The 17,845-nt window shown below is 59.9% G+C and carries 13 protein-coding genes; 7 read left to right on the forward strand and 6 right to left on the reverse strand.

Features of this window, described 5'->3' with window-relative positions:
• Nucleotides 1-150: 150 nt before the first annotated feature.
• Nucleotides 151-2,901: an Rne/Rng family ribonuclease gene (locus AC0L8G_RS11145; protein WP_473384268.1), complete on the reverse strand. Its 2,751-nt coding sequence runs from the start codon at nucleotides 2,899-2,901 to the stop codon at nucleotides 151-153.
• 761 nt (nucleotides 2,902-3,662) lie between these two features.
• Here AC0L8G_RS11145 and AC0L8G_RS11150 point away from each other — a divergent pair.
• The 3 genes from AC0L8G_RS11150 (at nucleotide 3,663) to prfB (ending at nucleotide 9,270) form a co-directional block, all read left to right on the forward strand.
• Nucleotides 3,663-4,952: an N-acetylmuramoyl-L-alanine amidase gene (locus tag AC0L8G_RS11150; RefSeq protein WP_473384269.1), complete on the forward strand. Its 1,290-nt coding sequence runs from the start codon at nucleotides 3,663-3,665 to the stop codon at nucleotides 4,950-4,952.
• Nucleotides 4,953-5,572: 620 nt separating this feature from the next.
• Entirely contained in the window at nucleotides 5,573-8,074 is a 2,502-nt protein-coding gene (locus AC0L8G_RS11155; RefSeq protein WP_473388855.1) for a penicillin-binding protein 1A, read from the forward strand.
• A gap of 85 nt (nucleotides 8,075-8,159) precedes the next feature.
• Nucleotides 8,160-9,270, forward strand: a protein-coding gene (gene prfB, locus AC0L8G_RS11160; RefSeq protein WP_473384270.1) for a peptide chain release factor 2 whose coding sequence is annotated in 2 segments (ribosomal slippage) — nucleotides 8,160-8,228 and nucleotides 8,230-9,270 — 1,110 coding nt in all. Because the reading frame shifts where the segments join, the coding sequence is not laid out codon by codon here.
• Between the two features lie 383 nt (nucleotides 9,271-9,653).
• Here the strand turns inward: prfB and AC0L8G_RS11165 are convergent.
• The 3 genes from AC0L8G_RS11165 to AC0L8G_RS11175 all read right to left on the reverse strand — a co-directional run bounded on the left by AC0L8G_RS11165 (nucleotide 9,654) and on the right by AC0L8G_RS11175 (nucleotide 12,588).
• Nucleotides 9,654-11,069: an amidohydrolase gene (locus AC0L8G_RS11165; protein ID WP_473384271.1), complete on the reverse strand. Its 1,416-nt coding sequence runs from the start codon at nucleotides 11,067-11,069 to the stop codon at nucleotides 9,654-9,656.
• Between the two features lie 197 nt (nucleotides 11,070-11,266).
• Nucleotides 11,267-11,899 (reverse strand): porin family protein, encoded by a 633-nt coding sequence (locus AC0L8G_RS11170; protein WP_473384272.1) that lies wholly within the window; start codon nucleotides 11,897-11,899, stop codon nucleotides 11,267-11,269.
• A 119-nt stretch (nucleotides 11,900-12,018) separates the two neighbouring features.
• Nucleotides 12,019-12,588, reverse strand: coding sequence for a hypothetical protein (locus AC0L8G_RS11175; RefSeq protein ID WP_473384273.1), 570 nt, complete (start codon nucleotides 12,586-12,588; stop codon nucleotides 12,019-12,021).
• Nucleotides 12,589-12,792: 204 nt separating this feature from the next.
• Between AC0L8G_RS11175 and AC0L8G_RS11180 the strand changes: the two genes are divergently transcribed.
• The gene (locus AC0L8G_RS11180; protein ID WP_473384274.1) at nucleotides 12,793-14,448 is read left to right on the forward strand and encodes a zinc metalloprotease; all 1,656 of its coding nucleotides are present in this window, start codon (nucleotides 12,793-12,795) and stop codon (nucleotides 14,446-14,448) included.
• A 70-nt stretch (nucleotides 14,449-14,518) separates the two neighbouring features.
• On the opposite strand, the gene cobS is transcribed toward AC0L8G_RS11180, so the two are convergent.
• Nucleotides 14,519-15,508 carry a cobaltochelatase subunit CobS gene (cobS, locus tag AC0L8G_RS11185; RefSeq protein WP_473384275.1) on the reverse strand — a complete coding sequence of 330 codons (990 nt, stop codon included), beginning with the start codon at nucleotides 15,506-15,508 and terminating at the stop codon, nucleotides 14,519-14,521.
• A 101-nt stretch (nucleotides 15,509-15,609) separates the two neighbouring features.
• Nucleotides 15,610-16,245, reverse strand: coding sequence for a J domain-containing protein (locus AC0L8G_RS11190; protein WP_473384276.1), 636 nt, complete (start codon nucleotides 16,243-16,245; stop codon nucleotides 15,610-15,612).
• Nucleotides 16,246-16,317: 72 nt separating this feature from the next.
• Between AC0L8G_RS11190 and AC0L8G_RS11195 the strand changes: the two genes are divergently transcribed.
• From AC0L8G_RS11195 to AC0L8G_RS11205, 3 genes are all read left to right on the forward strand, one after another.
• The gene (locus AC0L8G_RS11195) at nucleotides 16,318-16,599 is read left to right on the forward strand and encodes a BolA family protein (protein WP_473384277.1); all 282 of its coding nucleotides are present in this window, start codon (nucleotides 16,318-16,320) and stop codon (nucleotides 16,597-16,599) included.
• Nucleotides 16,600-16,632: 33 nt separating this feature from the next.
• Entirely contained in the window at nucleotides 16,633-17,229 is a 597-nt protein-coding gene (locus AC0L8G_RS11200; RefSeq protein ID WP_473384278.1) for a rhomboid family intramembrane serine protease, read from the forward strand.
• A gap of 154 nt (nucleotides 17,230-17,383) precedes the next feature.
• Nucleotides 17,384-17,842 carry a hypothetical protein gene (locus AC0L8G_RS11205; protein ID WP_473384279.1) on the forward strand — a complete coding sequence of 153 codons (459 nt, stop codon included), beginning with the start codon at nucleotides 17,384-17,386 and terminating at the stop codon, nucleotides 17,840-17,842.
• Nucleotides 17,843-17,845 lie beyond the last annotated feature (3 nt).

The following is a 17,845-nucleotide window of genomic DNA, read 5'->3' on the forward strand; positions in this document are numbered from 1 at the left end:
ACGACTTGCCGCCATCTGAACCTCTTGCACGCCCCCCAGAGCCTGCACTCGCTTTATCATAGAGCCGCTTTGCGGCGATTTCGAGATGCGGCGCCGGTCTGGCGCCGCATTTGTGAGGTGAAATTAAGGGATTAGCGGCTCTGCGTCCGGTTAAGCATCGCTGCCCCGGTTCCACCAGCCCTTTTTGCGCGGTTTCGCTTCGGCGGGCTTCGGCGTCGCTGCCACCTCTGCCGGGATTTCGGGCTGAGGTTCCGGCGCCGGCTCAGGCGCTTCGACGGCTTTTTCCGCTTCCGGCGCTGCATCATGACCGTTTGCGGATTCAGGCGCCGTATCGGGCTCTGCTTCTACAACTGGTTCCGGCGGGGCCTCGGCGGCCGGTTCGGGCGCTGCGTCCGCAGTGCTGCCGGACGGGCTTTCCGGCGCATCATTACTCTCGCCGGAATTTTTTTCCGCCGACGCCTGCTCGCCATTCTCGGCGGACGCGTCTTCCTGTCCTTCTTCGCGATTACGGCGGTTGCGGCGGCCGCCACGGCGGCCGCGACGACGGCGGCGGCGCGACTGATCGTCTTCCTCGCCATCGCCTTCACGCGCTTCGCGTTGCGGTTTTTCTTCGTCGCCGCCTTCTTCGCTGCTTGCGGTCTCGCTCGGCGTATCGCCATCGCGGGCCTCGGCATTGTCGCGCGGTCCATCCTTGCGGCGGCGGCGGCGGCGGCGTTTTTTGCGCTCTCCGCCTTCACGATCTTCGCCATCGGAGTCGGCGGCCTCCGCCTCTGCTTCAGGGGCGGCTTCGATTTCGACAAGCTCCGTCTGGTCGGCGCGGATCACTTGCGGAACGTCCTTGCGCTCGCGCGGGACGCCGCTCTTTTCGAGGGTGAAGTCGTCGCCGGCGCGGGCGGTGTCCGGGATGAGTTGGATGGTGACACCGTTCTGATCTTCAATGCGCTTCAGCCAGTCACGATGATGGTTGAGCACATAGACGGTGACGTCGAGCGATGCGTGCACTGCCAGTACGCCAACCTTGCCGGAGACCGCTTCGCCTTCAATGGCGCGCAAGATCCGGATCGCCGCCATTTCGGCGGAGCGAATGGCGCCGGCGCCGGCGCAAGTGGGGCAGGTTTGGGTGGTGCCGTCGACGATGCCGGAGCGGCGGCGCTGGCGCGACATTTCAAGCAGGCCGAAATTCGAGATGCGGCCGAGCTGAATGCGCGCGCGGTCATTTTTGATCGCGTCTTTCAGCGCCTTTTCGACTTTGCGGTTGTTGCGCTGCTCTTCCATGTCGATGAAATCGAGCACGATCAGACCGGCGAGGTCGCGCATGCGGAATTGCCGCGCGGCTTCGTGCGCGGCTTCGATATTCGTCTTCAGCGCAGTCTGTTCGATATTGCGCTCGCGCGTCGCACGGCCCGAGTTCACGTCGATCGCGATCAGCGCTTCGGTCTGATGGATGACGATATAGCCGCCGGACTTCAACCGAACCGTCGGGTGATACATGCCGTCGAGCTGGGCTTCGACGCCGTGCTTCAGGAAGATCGGCGCATTGCCCTTATAGGGCTGCACAAATTTCGCATGGCTCGGCATCAGCATTTTCATGAAGTCTTTCGCTTCACGATAGCCGTTCTCGCCCTCGACCTGCACTTCGCCGATGTCCTTGTCGTAAAGATCGCGGATGGCGCGTTTGATCAGGCTCGCTTCCTCATAGATCAGGCAAGGCGCGATTGATTTTAACGTCAGGCTACGGATGTTCTCCCACAGGCGCAGAAGATAATCATAGTCGCGCTTGATCTCGACCTTGGTGCGCTTGGCGCCGGCGGTGCGGATGATCAGTCCCATGCCCTGGGGCACTTCGAGACTGTTGACGACGCGGCGCAGGCGCTTGCGGTCTGTTGAATGCGGGATCTTGCGGGAAATGCCGCCGCCGCGAGCGGTGTTCGGCATCAAGACGCAATAGCGGCCGGCAAGCGACATATAGGTCGTGAGGGCCGCGCCTTTATTGCCGCGCTCTTCCTTGACCACCTGCACGAGCAGGATCTGGCGGCGCTTGATGACTTCCTGGATTTTGTAATTGCGCAGAAGTTGGGCGCGGCGGCGCTTGGCGTCCTTGTAGCGCTCATACAGCGCTTCACGCTCTTTCGCCTTGGACCGCTTGGTCTCGGGCGCTTCTTCCTCTTCTTCCGGCTCGTCTTCTTCGCCGGACGCTTCGACGGTTTCGTCTTCTGCGTCAGCGTCAGCTTCAACGGCTTCGTCTTCTGAGCTCTCGGCTTCTTCCGCGCTCGCCTCGGCGGCGTCGCCTTCGGAAGCATCTTCGTCAGCGCTTTCGTCCTGGTCGTCTTCGATCTTTACCGACGCGCGAAGATTTTCATTTTCTTCGCCGTCTTCTTCTTCCTCTTCCTCATCTTCAGAATCGGAAGGGTCCGCTTCGATTTCGTCTACGGGATCGGCATCAGACTCATCGGATGAGGCGTCGTCGTCCGACGCAGCGGATTGGCGCTTCGAGTTGTCATCGTCATCATCATGGTCGTGATCGTCGTCTTCGCGCCCGCTGCCGCGTTCATCATCATCGAAATGATCATCATCGCCGCCGGAGGCAAGCTCGAGCTGGGCTGCGAGCTCCGCGACTTCCGCTTCGGATTTCTGCAACGCCTGCCGGTCGGAGACCGGGATCTGATAATAGTCAGGATGAATTTCGCTAAAGGCGAGGAAGCCATGGCGATTGCCGCCATATTCGATAAAGGCCGCCTGCAGCGATGGTTCGACACGCGTGACGCGCGCCAGGTAAATATTGCCTCTAAGCGGCTTGCGGGCGGCGGATTCGAAGTCGAAGTCCTCGACTTTGCCGTTGTCGAGCACCGCGACGCGCACCTCTTCCGGGTGGGCCGCATCGATCAGCATTTTTTTGGTCATTGAATAAGGCTCCGCAATGCGGCGGCTTGGCCGGCGCATTGGCTGTGTTGGATCGCTGGTTGGGACGCGCGCGCTCGGCTCCGCGCGCCTGGCAGTCACGAGGACTGGCGGCGGGGGAGATCATATGGGCGGTCACTGTCATCAGCGAAAGCTGTTTTCCATGCCGGTTATCCGGCGGTTATTTGTGCCGGAATTCCGGCGGTTATTTTGTGGCGCGCTTGCGCCTGGGTCTTGTGGCGCATTGCGCCGTATTTTTTGCCGCCCCGACTGTCTTGCCCAGGGCGTCGCTTTTTGCTCCTCGCGCCGCCGGAAATCTCCGGAATCGCGGGCCGGCTGGGGGAGCTGCCGGCGTCAAGTTTCTGGAAAGACGAAATCATCCGCCGTTTCCTGAAAAATTCTTCATATGCGCAGGGATCTGGGTCCCTTCGGTCGCCCTATAGATGGGCCCTGCGCGTCCAGATATCAACAACTTGCGGTGTGACCGATGGCCGGGCCGGGCGCAAGTGTATTTTCACCATGCCATGAGTGCGGGGAAAAAGAAAACCCATGGTTAACACCGACTCAGTGTTGCATGTAAAAATCGATTGAATGATTAACGCGGCGTTAACGCTGGCGTAATCAAGATGCCGCCTTTAGAGATCAAGCCGGGGAGTTCCGGGGCGATACTTGGCGGCGTTCATCGCGGCGGCGCGCGAAAGCGTGTTGGTGCGGGCGTATGGATGGGTAACATGGCCGGATTCTTTAAATCGGCGCAAAGACTTATGAGATTCGCCGCGACCCGTTTCGTGGCCGCGCCAGCGCTATGCGCCCTGGCGCTTTCCGGCATGGCCCACGCGTCTGAACTTCTGGATGTGCGCTTCGGGCCGAATCCCGACGCCACAAGGATCGTTTTCGACCTAAAGGGCGCGCCCGATTACCGGATTTCCGGCGACGGGCTGGGCGAGGGGCGGCTTTTCGTCGATTTCACGAGCCTTGATGGCGCTTTGGCGGCGAAATCGGGCATGGGGCATGTCACCGCCGTCAATTTCTCGAAATCCGGCGGCGCTGGCGCGCGCGCTGTGTTTTCCCTGAAAAAATCTGCGAAAATAAAAGACATATTCGTGCTTGAGCCGGGCGGCGGCGTCGCCAAGCACCGTCTGGTCATCGATCTTGTGACGGCGGACAAGGCGGCGTTTCTGGCCAGCCTGCCAGCCCGCAAGGACGATATCGCCGCGATTATCGAGCAGGTGACGACCCCGACGGGCGCGCCGGGCCCTGCGGAACCGTCCGCCAGCGAGGTCGCCAGCCTTTCCGTGCCGCCGGCGCCAAGCCACAAGAATGACGCGAAAGACGCCGCAGAGCACAAGCAGATCGTGGTGATCGATCCCGGCCATGGCGGGCGCGATCCCGGCGCACAAGGCCAGAGCGGCACGCTGGAAAAGGTTGTGACGCTCGCCGCCGCCAAGGAGCTGGCAGACATTCTGACGGCGCGCGGACGCTATACCGTCGTGATGACCCGCAATGAAGACGAAACCATTCGCCCGGACGAGCGCGAGACCCTGGCGCGCGGGGCCGACGCCGATCTGTTCATTTCGCTGCATGCTGATGCAATCGCGCAGCACGCAGTGCGTGGCAGCTCGGTCTATACGCTGTCGGAAGAAGGCACGGTACGCTCGGCGAAACTGGCGAAATCTGAAGGCAATTACCAGGTTTACGATGTCGCCCTCAATGATTATGAAGCGATCAGCGACATCCTGCTCGACAAGGCGCAGGATACGACGATGACCAAATCCTCGAAATTCGCGGAAATCCTGATCGAAAACCTCTCCGGCAAGACGCCGCTTTTGAACCGCACACACCGCAAGGGCGATCTGCGGGTGCTGCTCGGCGCCGGCGTGCCGGCGGTGCTGCTGGAAATGGCGTTTATCTCCAATGCCAAGGATGAAGCCAATCTGACCTCGCCGGTCTGGCGCAAACGGACCATGACGGCGGTTGCCGATCTGATCGACGCCTATTTCGAGGCTGAGGCGCTGCAACGTCACGCACAGCTTGCGCCCGTCGCCGGACAGTAAGCTAAACCTTACCAAAATAAGGGATATATGCGGCTATTGCGCCTCGCTGCCGTCCAAATTATGCGGTAAAAGGGCGGGGATGAACGCGAGAAGCTGCGCCTCGGCGGCTTTGGGGAAATGGAAGGGTCAGCGCTTTTGGGCTGAATTGCGGTCGGCGACTATCAGCGGCCGCAAGCGTGCAGACGACGCGTAAGACGAAAGCGTACAGGCGAGCGTACAGACAGATGAGCGATCATTCAGACGACAAACCGAAAATGACGCCGCCATCGGGCGGCGAGCGCCTGTCCTTTGGCGACGCCGGTGAAGACGCCCCGCGCGCGCCGAAAAAAGCAGCCGCGCCGGAAGAGCCTATCGAAGACGATATGTTCACGCGCAAAAACGCGCCGGCGGAAAAGCCGAAGCCGCCCAAGATTGATTCCAAGTCGATTTTTGAAGACCCGGACAAAGACCCCGATGACGAGGAAGTCGTCCTGGGTGAAGCGGACGAACTCCATGACGAGATTGACGAAGAGCCTGCTGAGCCGCTCGCCGCGCCTAAGCGCAGGGCGGAGCCCGCGCCTGAACCTGTCGCAGCGCCCGTTTCCGGCGGTGGCGGTGGTGGCGGAAACTTGGCGGTCTCTGTGCTGAAATTCTTTGGCTTCGGCTTCGCGGCCGCAACGCTGGGCCTGATCGGCGTCGCCGGTTTCTCCGCCTGGTATCTCTACAAGCTTGAGCAGGGGCTGCCCGCTTACGAACAGTTGGCGGAATATGCGCCGCCGGTGACGACACGGGTTTATGCAGGTGACGGTTCGCTGGTGGCGGAATTTGCGCGCGAGCGGCGTTTGTTCGTGCCGATCGAGTCGATGCCCGATCACGTCAAATATGCGTTCGTGTCGGCGGAAGACAAATCCTTTTACGAGCATGCCGGTCTCGACTTCCGCGGCCTGGTCCGCGCGCAAATGTCGAATGTGGGCAATATCCTGCGCGGACGCCGCCTTGAAGGCGGCTCGACGATCACCCAGCAGGTGGCGAAGAACTTCCTTCTGACCAGCGAGCAAAAAGTCGAACGCAAGCTGCGTGAAATGCTCATTGCACGGAAGATGGAGCGGACCTTCACCAAGGACCACATTCTTGAGCTCTATCTCAATGAAATTTACCTCGGCAATCGCTCCTATGGGGTAGCTGCCGCCGCACTCAACTATTTCGACAAGTCGCTGGATGAATTGACGATCGCAGAGGCGGCCTATCTCGCCGCGATCACCAAAGGCCCGAGCAATTATCACCCGATCGCCAATGAGGCGAAGGCGGTTGAGCGGCGCAATTGGGTCATCGGCCGGTTGCGCGATGATGGCCGGATCACGCCGGAGCAAGCAAGCGAAGCGCAAGCGCTGCCGCTTGGCGCCCAAGTGGCGCCGCCGCTCGGCGCGCGCGACTGGACCATGGAATATTTCGCGGAGGAAGTGCGCAAACAGATCGTCGATCTTTACGGCGTTGAGGCGCTGTATGATGGCGGTCTCGCGGTGCGCACCTCGGTTGATCCGCATTTGCAGAAAAAAGCCGGCGAAGCCTTGCGTCGCTGGCTGGTTGAATATGACCAGCGTCATGGCTGGCGCGGCGCCATCGACAAGATCGATGTCGGCGATGAGTGGGTCGAAGTCTTCGGCGATAAAGTCGACGATCTGAAAAACGCCCGCAAAGTGTCCGACGACATGGCGCCATGGCGTCCGGCGCTGGTGCTCGCCGCCGGTGCGCGCGAAGCGCAGATCGGGTTTGAAGACGGCGAGACCGCGGTCCTGCCGCTCGAGCTGATGACATGGGCGCGCGAGTATATCTCCGCCAATAATCGCGGCGAGGAAGTCGTGTCGGTCGCTGATATCCTGTCGCGCGGCGATGTCGTCTATGTAGAAAAATACGAAGCCGCAACTTTGCCGAAGGGCGAAAAGGCGGCGGCGGATGCGAAGGCCAAGCCGACGCCGGAAAACGCCTATGCGTTGCGTCAGGCGCCGGCGGTGAATGGCGGCCTGATCGCCATGGACCCGCATACGGGCCGCGTGCTCGCCATGGTCGGCGGCTTCTCCTTCCAGATGTCGGAGTTCAACCGCGCGGTGCAGGCTGAGCGTCAGCCCGGCTCGACCTTCAAGCCGTTTGTGTATTCGGTGGCGCTCGATAGCGGCTATACGCCGTCTTCCATCGTTCTCGACGCGCCCTTCGTGGCGCCAAGTCTCGATAGCTGGTACCGGCCGGGCAACTATATTGAAGGCCGCTATTACGGCCCGTCGACTTTACGTCTGGGCGTCGAGCAGTCGCGCAACGCGATGACCGCGCGCCTCGCGCAGGATCTCGGCATTGGCCGGATCATGGAATATATTGAGCGCTTCAATCTTTCCGACCGCCTGCCGCGCGAGCTCGCCATCTCGCTTGGTTCCGGCGAAACCACCCTGATGAAAATCACGGCGGGCTATTCCGTCTTCGTCAATGGCGGCAAGGGCGTAGATCCGGTGTTTATCGACCGGATTCAGGACCGCACCGGCAAGACCATCTACAAGCGCGATGAACGCCCCTGCGTGGGCTGCAATGTGGAAGTCTGGTCCGGCCAGTCGGAACCGCAATTGCCCGATTTGCGTCGTCAGGTGATGGATCCGCGCACCGCCTACCAGATCACCTCGATCCTTGAGGGCGTCGTCATTCGCGGCACCGGGTCCGCAGTGCGCCGCGCCACGAGCAAACCGCTCGCCGGCAAAACCGGCACCACCAACGACTATAAGGACGCATGGTTTGTCGGCTTCGCGCCCGACCTTGCGGCCGGCATCTATGTTGGCTTCGACATGCCGCAGACGCTGGGCCAGAGCGAGGCGGGCGGCTCCGTCGCCGCGCCGATCTTCGCTGACTTCATGGTCGAGGCGTTGAAGGACACGGCGGGCATTCCCTTCCGGGTGCCGTCGGGCGTGCGGCTGGTGCGGGTCAACGCGAAAACCGGCAAGCCGGCCGGTCCCGGCGACCGCAATGTCATTCTTGAGGCCTTCAAGGCGGAAGACGATCCCAATCGCAGCCGCTCGCTTGAAGATGATTTCTCGCTCGATCCGCTGTTGAGCGCCGCCCCCTCGAAAGAGGAAGGCGAGGATGACCTCAACGGGCTTTACTAGGGCGGCGATCCTAATATAGGTGGCCTTTCAACATTTATCCGCGCATCCGGCTTCGGTTTGGATGGGCGGCGATCAGGAGACGGATATGCGCGCCGAAATTGATGCGCTCACGGACGAAATCAAGCAGTCGCTCGCGCTGCTGAGGAGGCGTCTTTGACTGGGATAAGTCAGAAAAAGAGCTTGAAGAGCTAAACGCCAAAGCCGAAGACCCGAAACTCTGGGACAAGCCTGAAGAGGCGCAGGCGCTGATGCAAAAACGCACGGCGCTGGAAAACCAGATGAACGCCGTCGGTGCGATCCAGACCGAACTCGACGATCTTTTAGGCCTTGCCGAAATGGCGTGGGAGGAAGACGACGAGGCGAGTCTCGACGAGGCGCAGACCATGATCACCGATCTGCATGCGCGCGCGCAAAAAGCGGAGATCGAAGCGCTGCTGTCCGGCGAGGCGGACGCCAATGACGCCTTTGTGGAGATTCATCCCGGCGCCGGCGGCACCGAATCGAATGACTGGGCGTCGATGCTGTTGCGCATGTATGTGCGTTGGGCGCAGCAATCGGGCTACAAGGTCGACATCATCGAAGAGCAGCCGGGCGAGGAAGCGGGCATTAAATCCGCGACCATCCAGGTTAAGGGCCACAATGCCTATGGCTGGCTGAAAACGGAATCCGGCGTGCATCGCCTGGTGCGCATCTCGCCATATGATTCCAACGCCCGCCGCCATACGTCATTCGCGTCGGTCTGGGTTTATCCGGTGGTCGATGACAAGATCGACATTGACATCAATGAAAGCGATTGCCGCGTCGATACGTTCCGCGCTTCCGGCGCCGGGGGCCAGCATGTGAACACCACCGACAGCGCGGTCCGGATTACGCATAATCCGACCGGCATCGTCGTGCAGTGTCAGAATGAACGCTCGCAACACAAAAACCGCGCAACCGCCTGGAACATGCTCCGCGCCCGTCTCTATGAGGTTGAGCTGCAAAAACGCGAGGAAGCAGCAGCAGCCTCTGCGGCGTCAAAGACCGATATTGGCTGGGGCCATCAGATCCGCTCTTACGTGTTGCAACCCTATCAGCTGGTCAAGGATACGCGCACGGCGGTGGAGCATACGGACCCTGACGCGGTGCTTGGCGGCGATATTGACGGGTTTATGAGCGCTGCGCTGGCCCAGCGGGTCGGCGGGGAAGCCAGCTAACCGGCTGCGGCGCCGATTTCGGGCGAATTCGCGATTTTGCGTGTGCGAAGCAGGAATGTTTCGGATGCGTAACCTGTGTGGATGTGCGCCAGATTATTAACAAAGTATTAAAATGTGAAAATGGTTAACGCCGTTTTCAATTGACGGTTGCATGCTTTCGATATTCGATACTCCTTGTAGGTACTAATTCCCTCCCTGTACCGACAATCATTTGGATGGACGCAACAAGGAGACTTGTTTTCGAACGAAACACCAACTGACCTGACATGAATTCCGGACCACGCAACAGAACACACTCATAAATATGCAGTCTGTGATGCTGGCTAGGAATGAATGCGAAAACACGCGGGCGCAGCACAGCGCTCGCGTGTTTTTTTGTTTCCTCAGTCGCGATAATCCAGCGGCGGGTCGCGATCGCCAAGTAGCGATGTGTATTTGTAATTCTCGCCGCGCGCCGCATCGAACTCCGCCCGCGCCATGTCACGCAGTTCAGGGTTTTCGTATAATTCAATCGCGGTGAGGGTCATTGCTTTGGCGGCGACTTGCGCGCCTTTAAAGCCGATGGACATGCCGCTCGCGGCGACCGCCTGCCATGAATGCGAGGATGTTCCGGGCGCCCAGGTTGCGGCGCGCACGCCGACCGTCGGCGTCGCATAGGAAACATCGCCCACATCGGTGGAGCCATAGCCGAGCGAGCGCGAATAGGGCTGAATTTCCGCGGCGCTTTCAAGGCTGGCGCCGGGATTGTCAAAGCTCTCGCGGATTTTTTCGGCGAATTTACGCTCCGCCGGGGTGTAGGTGACGCCGCCGACCGCACGCAGTTTTTCATCCATCGTCCGCGCCAGCGTTTCGTTGACGAGCAAGGGGTTGTTGCCGTGAATGACTTCCCAATCAACCTGCGTCCCTGTGCCCAGTGCGGCGCCGCGCGCTGCGTCTTCGATCCGCGTCCAGATTTGGTCCACCATCGCCGCGTCGGGATGGCGCACATAATAAAAGACTTCGGCGAAATCCGGCACGACATTCGGCGCCAGGCCGCCATTGGTGATGACGTAATGGATGCGCGTTTGTTGCGGCACATGTTCGCGCATCAGATTGATCATGTTGTTGAAGGCTTCAACCCCGTCCAGCGCAGAGCGCGCGCGATCTGGCGCGCCGGCTGCGTGAGCGGACACGCCGCGATAGCGGAATTTTGCCGAGCGATTAGCGAGCGATGTGCGCGCCGCAGCGGAGTTTTCGTCATCCGCATGCCAGTGCAGCGCGATGTCCACATCGTTGAACAGGCCGGCGCGCACCATATAGACCTTGCCGCTGCCGCCTTCTTCGGCGGGCGTGCCGTAAAGCCGGATGCGTCCCGGCGTGCCGGTTTCTTCGAGCCAGTCTTTCACCGCGAGGGCGGCGGTGAGCGATCCCGCGCCGAACAGATTGTGCCCGCAGGCGTGCCCCGCGCCCTTGCCGTCGATGGGCGCGCGCGTGGCGCTGTCATTTTGATTGATGCCGGGCAGGGCGTCGAATTCCGCGAGGATGGCGATCACCGGGCCGCCCTTGCCATATTCGGCGATGAAGGCGGTGGGAATGTCCGCGACGCCTTTTTTGACCGTGAAGCCGGCGGCGCTCAGCTTCGATTGCAGCAATGCGCTTGAGCGTTCTTCTTTGTATCCGACTTCGGCCCACTCCCATAATTGCCGCGCGACGGATGCGGTCTCGTCATAGCGCGCATCAATGCCGGAAAGCACTTTGGCGTCATCGGCGTAAGCGGTGGCGGGAAGAAAGGCGAGTAGAGACAATAGAGCTCGATGCATGGGCTGGATCCCCTCCTTGAATTCAACGGCATGTTTGCCGCCAGGCGGCGCGGCGCCAATGGGGCGCAGTTCACCTTACCAGATATAGACGTCTGGAGCGCCGAAAAAGCCAGTGTCGGTGAGAGCTCACGCAAAAAGCGGCGGCGCATAAAGGGGATGCGCCGCCGCAGGGGGTGACCAGGGAGGGAGAGAGACGGTCAGCCCCCGAATTTCACTTCAAGATTAAGCCCGAAGCTTTCCGCATTGGCGTTGCTGAAATCGTAATGGGTGTAGTCAGCGCGCAGGGACAATGATTCCGTGATGTCGTAGGCGGCGGATGCGCCGAAGGCGAGGCCGTCATCAGAGCCGCCAAAGACAAGCTCATTGCCGCCGAGCGTCTGCACGGTCGAGTCGATTTCCGCAAAAGCGTAACCGGCCCGCGCCGACAGATCGAACTTGTCGCTCACCGGCAAGATGACGCGGCCATAGCCGCCGACAAGATAGTCGAGACCGAGATCGCCGGGGCCGGCGATCACATCATCGAAATCGTCATCGTCATTGTCGTCGAAATCGAGATCGTCCTCGCTTCCGTCATAGTCGAATTCGCCATTATCGATGCCGAATGAAATGTCGCTTTCAATGGCGAAATAGCGCGAGAACTGCCAGCCGCCGCGCGCCGTCACCGCGCTGACATTCGCATTGCCGCCAAGCTCTTCGTCAAAGTCGAAATTGTTATAGCCAGCGGAGATATAGGGGCCGAGCGATTCCTCAGCGCCATAGTTCTGCGCATGGGCCGCGCCTGCGGTCAGCAATGAAGCGGCGCCCAAAATCAGGATTGTTTTTTTACTCATGGAACTCCTCCGGGAGGTTGCAATAGATCGTCTATTGCACCGCCAACAGGCGCGCGCCGAAGCGGTTCCATTCCTTCCAAAGGTTCATGTAGTTGCCAAAATCTTAACGGACGCCGTGTTTAGCGATGGGCGTCCGGTTTGGCCGCGTGCTCGCGCACATAAAGCAGCCACGGGTCGTCATCGGTGGGGACGGCTTCATAGGCTTTGACATGGGGCGCGCCGATAAAAAGCAGATAGTGCGCTCCCGGTTCGAAATCCGCAACCACGCCGCAATCCTTCGTCAGCACGCCGCGACCGGCGCCATCTTTCCAGAATGCAGGATCATCATGATCGGGCGAGACCGATGGATTTTCGTGCTCGGCGAGGCTTGTGGCGAGCGAGACCCGTTCAAATTCGCCTTCGCCCTTTATGAATTCGAGAATCTGGAACAGTTGAATCGGCAGGCGCGGCGCCGTCGCTCTGTCCTTGTCGGCGCCTTCTTTCGCTTTGTTTTGTATGGCGCGCAAATCCGGCTTCGGCGCCGCCAGCGTCGCGGCGCTCGCAATGGGTTCGGCGAGCACAATGGTTTGCGTTCGAGCGATCAACATATCCGCCGATGCTGTCTGATCAGGACAGGAAGGCGCCGCAAAAACGAGGGACGGCGCGGCGAGCGTGCAGGAAATCGCGGCGGCGGTGAGGGCGCGTTTCATATTTGCACTCTAGCAATGAATAGAGCGGAATGAAACTCACATTCACAAACTGATCATCACTTGATTGCAGCTGTGCAAAATTGCGGAAAAACTAATTTTAATCTGACATGACATGGTGTTCCGAACATGTCAGACTTGGCGCATCTGTTCTGTAAAATATCACCACATATTTCTTTTGTTTATTGTCTTGAAGGGAGAGAAGACATGAGAAACACCGGACGAATTTGCGCTAAAATTGCTTTCGCGGCGGGCGCTTCCGTGTTGGCGCTTGCTGCGGGCGCGAGCGCGCAGGAAAATTTTGCGATCACAGAATATCGCATTCAGTCCGACGATTGCGGATTGCAAGGCTGCGGCATGCCCGCCTTTGCGAGCGAGGCGGATGCGTCGGCGTTTTTCGATGCTGACCGTGCGGAGCGCGCCGCGCTGGCGAGCGGCGCCGGGAACGCATCCATTCCCGCCTTTCGTCATTGGCGGCGCAGCTACAACGCCTATCAATTCAAAAACAAGCAAGTCGTGTTTCTGGATTTTGACGCGGGCGGCGCGCCGACTTTTCCGGTGTGCTTCACCACCGGCGCGCTGTTCGGCGTGTTCGACGATTATGTCTATTCGCCGGAAGAGCGCGACGCCATTCAAGCGCGCATCGAAGCGGATTATGAAAAATTCAATTATCATTTCACCCAGACCGAACCGACGGTCGGGGAATATTCAACCTTGCTGATCGGCTTGAATGATGCGCCGCTCGATTGCAGCGCCGGCAGCAATGTGAGGCTCACGCCATCCGGCGGCGTCAGTATTTTGTTTGGTCAGGCGGAGAATATCGACTTCCGCAATCAGACAAAGACAGACCTTGCCTTCGCCGACGCCAGCTTCTGGCAGTTTCTGGCGCAGCTCGACCCGTCGGGCGGATTGCTGATCGGCTTTTCCGGCCTCGACCCCGCCGATTTCGGCGGTGATCTGTCGGCCCTGTTGTCAGAGGCGATTGTCAGCCAGTCGGCGAATACGTCGGCCCACGAGCTTGGCCATATTCAGGGCCTACGTCATCACGATCCGATTGGCGCACCGGGCGACGGCCTGCCGGACACCGGCGTTCCTGACCCGAACTCTTTCGTGCCGGTTTTCACGGGGCCGCAAAACGCATCGGAAACGATCCTGCACACCATGGCGTCGGGCGCGAGCGTCGGGCTGTCGCTGGAAGGGTCTGTCACCACGGACCGCTTTTTCTCCGAGCGCTCGGCGGTGAAGCTGTCGCTGGCGCGTAATGCGTCGCGCGTGCTGGAGGAAGATTTCTTCAGCTGGGGCCACCGCCCGAAGGTGTTGCCGCTTTTGCCGTTCTATGTGCCGAACACGCTGGTCGAAGGCGAGAACGCCGGCAAGCGCCTTGATGCGGACGGGCTTGTGATCGCCGGCAATCTTTCCGAGACCGGAGAAGTGGATGAGTACAAGTTTTTCGGCAAGAAGGGCAAATTCGTGAATGTGGAGCTGGTGTCCTTTTCAGACACGCGTTTCGCTGATCCGATCATCGGCGCCATGCGTTTGTCGAAAGTCAACTGGGACGGCACGCGGACGGAAGTCGCCTCGAACATCCAGACCTTTGAGCCTTTCGACCCGCTGATCTTCGATCAGGAGCTGCCGGAAACCGGCATTTATGTGATCGAGGTCGATGCGCCGAACATCGTCTATATCGATCTCAATGGCGACGGCGTGCTTGATGAGTTTCCGCTGGATGAAACCGGCAATGGCTCTTTGCGCGCCGGAGACTATGAGCTCGCGGTCTATAGCGTCGATGGCAAGCTTGGCCGCCCGCATCACAAGAACTACTGGAAAAAACGCCACCCGCAGCTGTCTGCCTGGAATCACTAGGCGCGCAGCACCAAAAAAGAAAAGGCCCGGTCGCGATGCCGGGCCTTTTTATTGGGTGATGGGGTTGCGCCTAGGCGACGGAAACCTGTGGCGCGGCTTCCGGCAGATCTTCGCCAAAGGCGCGCTGATAGAACTCGGCCACGGTCGGGCGTTCAAGCTCGTCGCATTTGTTCAGGAAGGTCACGCGGAAAGCGTAGCCGATATTCTGGAAGATCTCGGCGTTCTGGGCCCAGGTGATCACCGTCCGCGGGCTCATCACTGTCGAAATGTCGCCGGCGATGAAGGCGTTGCGCGTCATATCGGCGACGCGCACCATGGCGTCGATCGCTTCGCGGCCTTGTTTGGAATCGTAAAGCGGCACTTTGGCGATGACGATTTCCAGCTCTTCATCATGGTCGAGATAGTTGAGCGTGGTGACAATCGACCAGCGGTCCATCTGACCCTGGTTGATCTGTTGCGTGCCGTGATAAAGCCCCGTCGTGTCGCCAAGGCCGATTGTGTTGGTGGTGGAGAACAGACGGAAATACGGGTTCGGCGTCAGCACCTTGTTCTGGTCGAGCAGGGTCAGGCGGCCTTCCGCTTCCAGCACGCGCTGGATGACGAACATTACATCCGGCCGGCCGGCGTCATATTCGTCAAAGACGAGCGCGACCGGGCGCTGAAACGCCCAGGGCAGGATGCCTTCCTTGAACGCCGTCACCTGGACGCCGTTTTCGACGACAATCGCGTCCTTGCCGATCAGGTCGATCCGGCTGACATGGCTGTCGAGGTTGATGCGGATGCAGGGCCAGTTTAGCCGCGCCGCCACTTGCTCGATGTGGGTCGATTTGCCGGTGCCGTGATAGCCCTGAACCATGACCCGGCGATTGCGGGCGAACCCCGCGAGAATCGCCATGGTCGTCTCCGGATCGAACCGGTAGGCCGGGTCGAGCGGGGGAACATAGGAGTTCGGCTTGGAAAAAGCGGGGATCTCGATATCCATTTCGACGCCGAATACCTCTTTGGAGGAGACGGTTTTGTCGGGGGCGTCGAGAAAGGTGTCGTCGGTAATTACGGCCATGGCGGGCGCTCTTTGTCTATTGCACTGCACTCGCGCCGGACCCTCGCCTGAAAGGCGCGCGATGACAAGGGTCCAAGGCGCCACATATCGCGGCGCCAGGCTTAGAGAAACTGGGCTTTCTTCATGATTGTGTGGGCTTTCACCACTTCCGCGAGCTGTTCTTCGGCGCTGCGGTCGCCGCCATTGGAGTCAGGATGGAAGCGGCGGACCAGCTCCGCATAGCGGCGGCGGATCTCAGAGGCCGTGGCCGCATAGGGCAGGGCCATGGTGTCGAAGGCGTTGACCTGCAGCTTGGTGAGCCGTTTGCCGCCCCGATAATGGCCGCGCGCATCGGCCTGAACCTTGGCCTCCTGGGCCATCATGCCGAAGGCGTCGTCCATATCCGCCGGCCCGCGGGCGTTCGCGGCGGCACGGGCGCGGTCATTCTTGCCCATGGACCAGGTCGGGCGATCGCCATACTGGCTCTGCTCGCGCACTTTCTGGGCCTCGTCCTCGGACAGGCCGTCAAAGTAATTCCAGTTGCGGTTGTGATCGCGGGCGTGGCTCAAGCACAGCCAGACACGCTCGCGCGGCTCGCGCGGACTTTTGGGCAGGCTGCAGGCGGCCTTCTCGGTGCAATCGGGCGCAGCGCACGCCTGATCGGTGGGCTCCGCCCACTTCGCTGCCTTTTTCGCCTTGCCCGGCGGTTTGACACGGATGTCAAAGCCGTGCCGCGGTTTGTAACTTTTCTCTACCATGGCCCTAATATGATGGTGGTTGCGTCTTGACACAATCTTGACGTCTGTGGCCTTTATGGTGTGACTGGGGACATGCAAGTCTCCGATTCAATTCACGACAAATTGTCGAAAGCGCTCTCGCCGGAAAAGCTCGAGGTGATCGATGAATCGCATCTTCATGCGGGCCATGCTGGCGCGCGCGAAGGCGGCGAATCACATTTCCGGTTGCTAATCGTGTCCGCATCTTTTGAGGGATTGTCGCGCGTCGCCCGCCAGCGTCTCGTCAATCAGGCCTTGCGCGAAGAACTGGCCGGGCCCATCCATGCGCTCGCCATGAAAACGCTGACGCCCGACGAAGCGGCGACTTCCGCGTGATCTCAATAAGCAACGCCAAGGAATAATCGCGGCATGGAACTCCCCGGCGCGCCCGCCACATACGCCCTCATTATCGCCAATCTGATCGCCAGCATTTACGGCCTGAAATTCGACCGTAGCTTCATCGGCTCCTACGCATTTAATGTGGGTGCGCTGGTGAACGCGAAGCAGCATTATCGCGTCTTCACCTCGTCATTTCTGCACGGAGATTTTTTCCATCTCCTGTTCAACATGATGACCTTGTTTTTCTTCGGTCCGCCGGTCGAAGAACTTCTGGGTACAGATGGATTTCTGGTGGTGTATTTCGGCGCCGTGCTGGCCAGCGGCATTGTTTCGTTTTATGTGAATCGCGGGAATCTGACCTATACGTCGCTGGGCGCATCGGACGGGATTTCCGGCGTGCTGCTGTCCTTTTGCCTCTTCGCGCCGTTATATCCGATCTATTTTTTCCTGATCCCCATTCCGATTCCGGCGATCCTGTACGGCGTTGGCTATCTGCTGATCTCAGCCAACATGATGGGCCGATATGGCGGCCGCACCGCCCATGAAGCGCATTTCGCCGGCGCGGTCGCGGGCGTCGTGCTGACGGTTCTGATGATGCCTCAGGTGGTGACCCAGATTTTCAGTTGAGGGGTAACCTTAGGTTGTTTGTAAAAACATTCGTGAATACAGGCGTTTGAGCAGATCTCGCGGAGCTGCGCGTAAGGGCGAATTTATTGCGCCAAACTTCCCAGCTCCGCCCTGAATGGTATAGTCTCTCCGCGACAGTATGGGGGGCGTAAAAATGAGCCGTATCAGGCTTCCGGACGGGGTGCCGTCGGACAATCAGGATACAACAAGACAAACTTTCGGTTCGAATGATTCCGAGGCGCCGGGATTTCGCGCGCCCGACACCGCAACGCCGGACTTCGCCATTCCCGCCTCAAATGAGCCCGCGGCAAAATCTTCGCTGGCCGCTGCGCCGGGCAAGGATGAGCGCTCCTTTGTGCGTGCGCCGGAGCTTGCGCCGAGCTTTGCACGCGTGACGATCGAGACCGATGATGATGAGGACGACGATGACGAGGAAGAACTCGGCATTGTGCATGGGCCGCATACATCGACGCCGATTTTGATTCTTGTGGCGATCGGATTGCTGCTGATCGCCTTCGCCGCGTTCTTCATGTCGCGCGATCAGGGTGATCCGGGGCTGCCGGATTGTGCGTCACAGCCGGAATGGAACCAGTATAATTGCCGGACGAATTAGCGC

The organism is Hyphococcus sp. D3-15 (genome assembly GCF_055809375.1).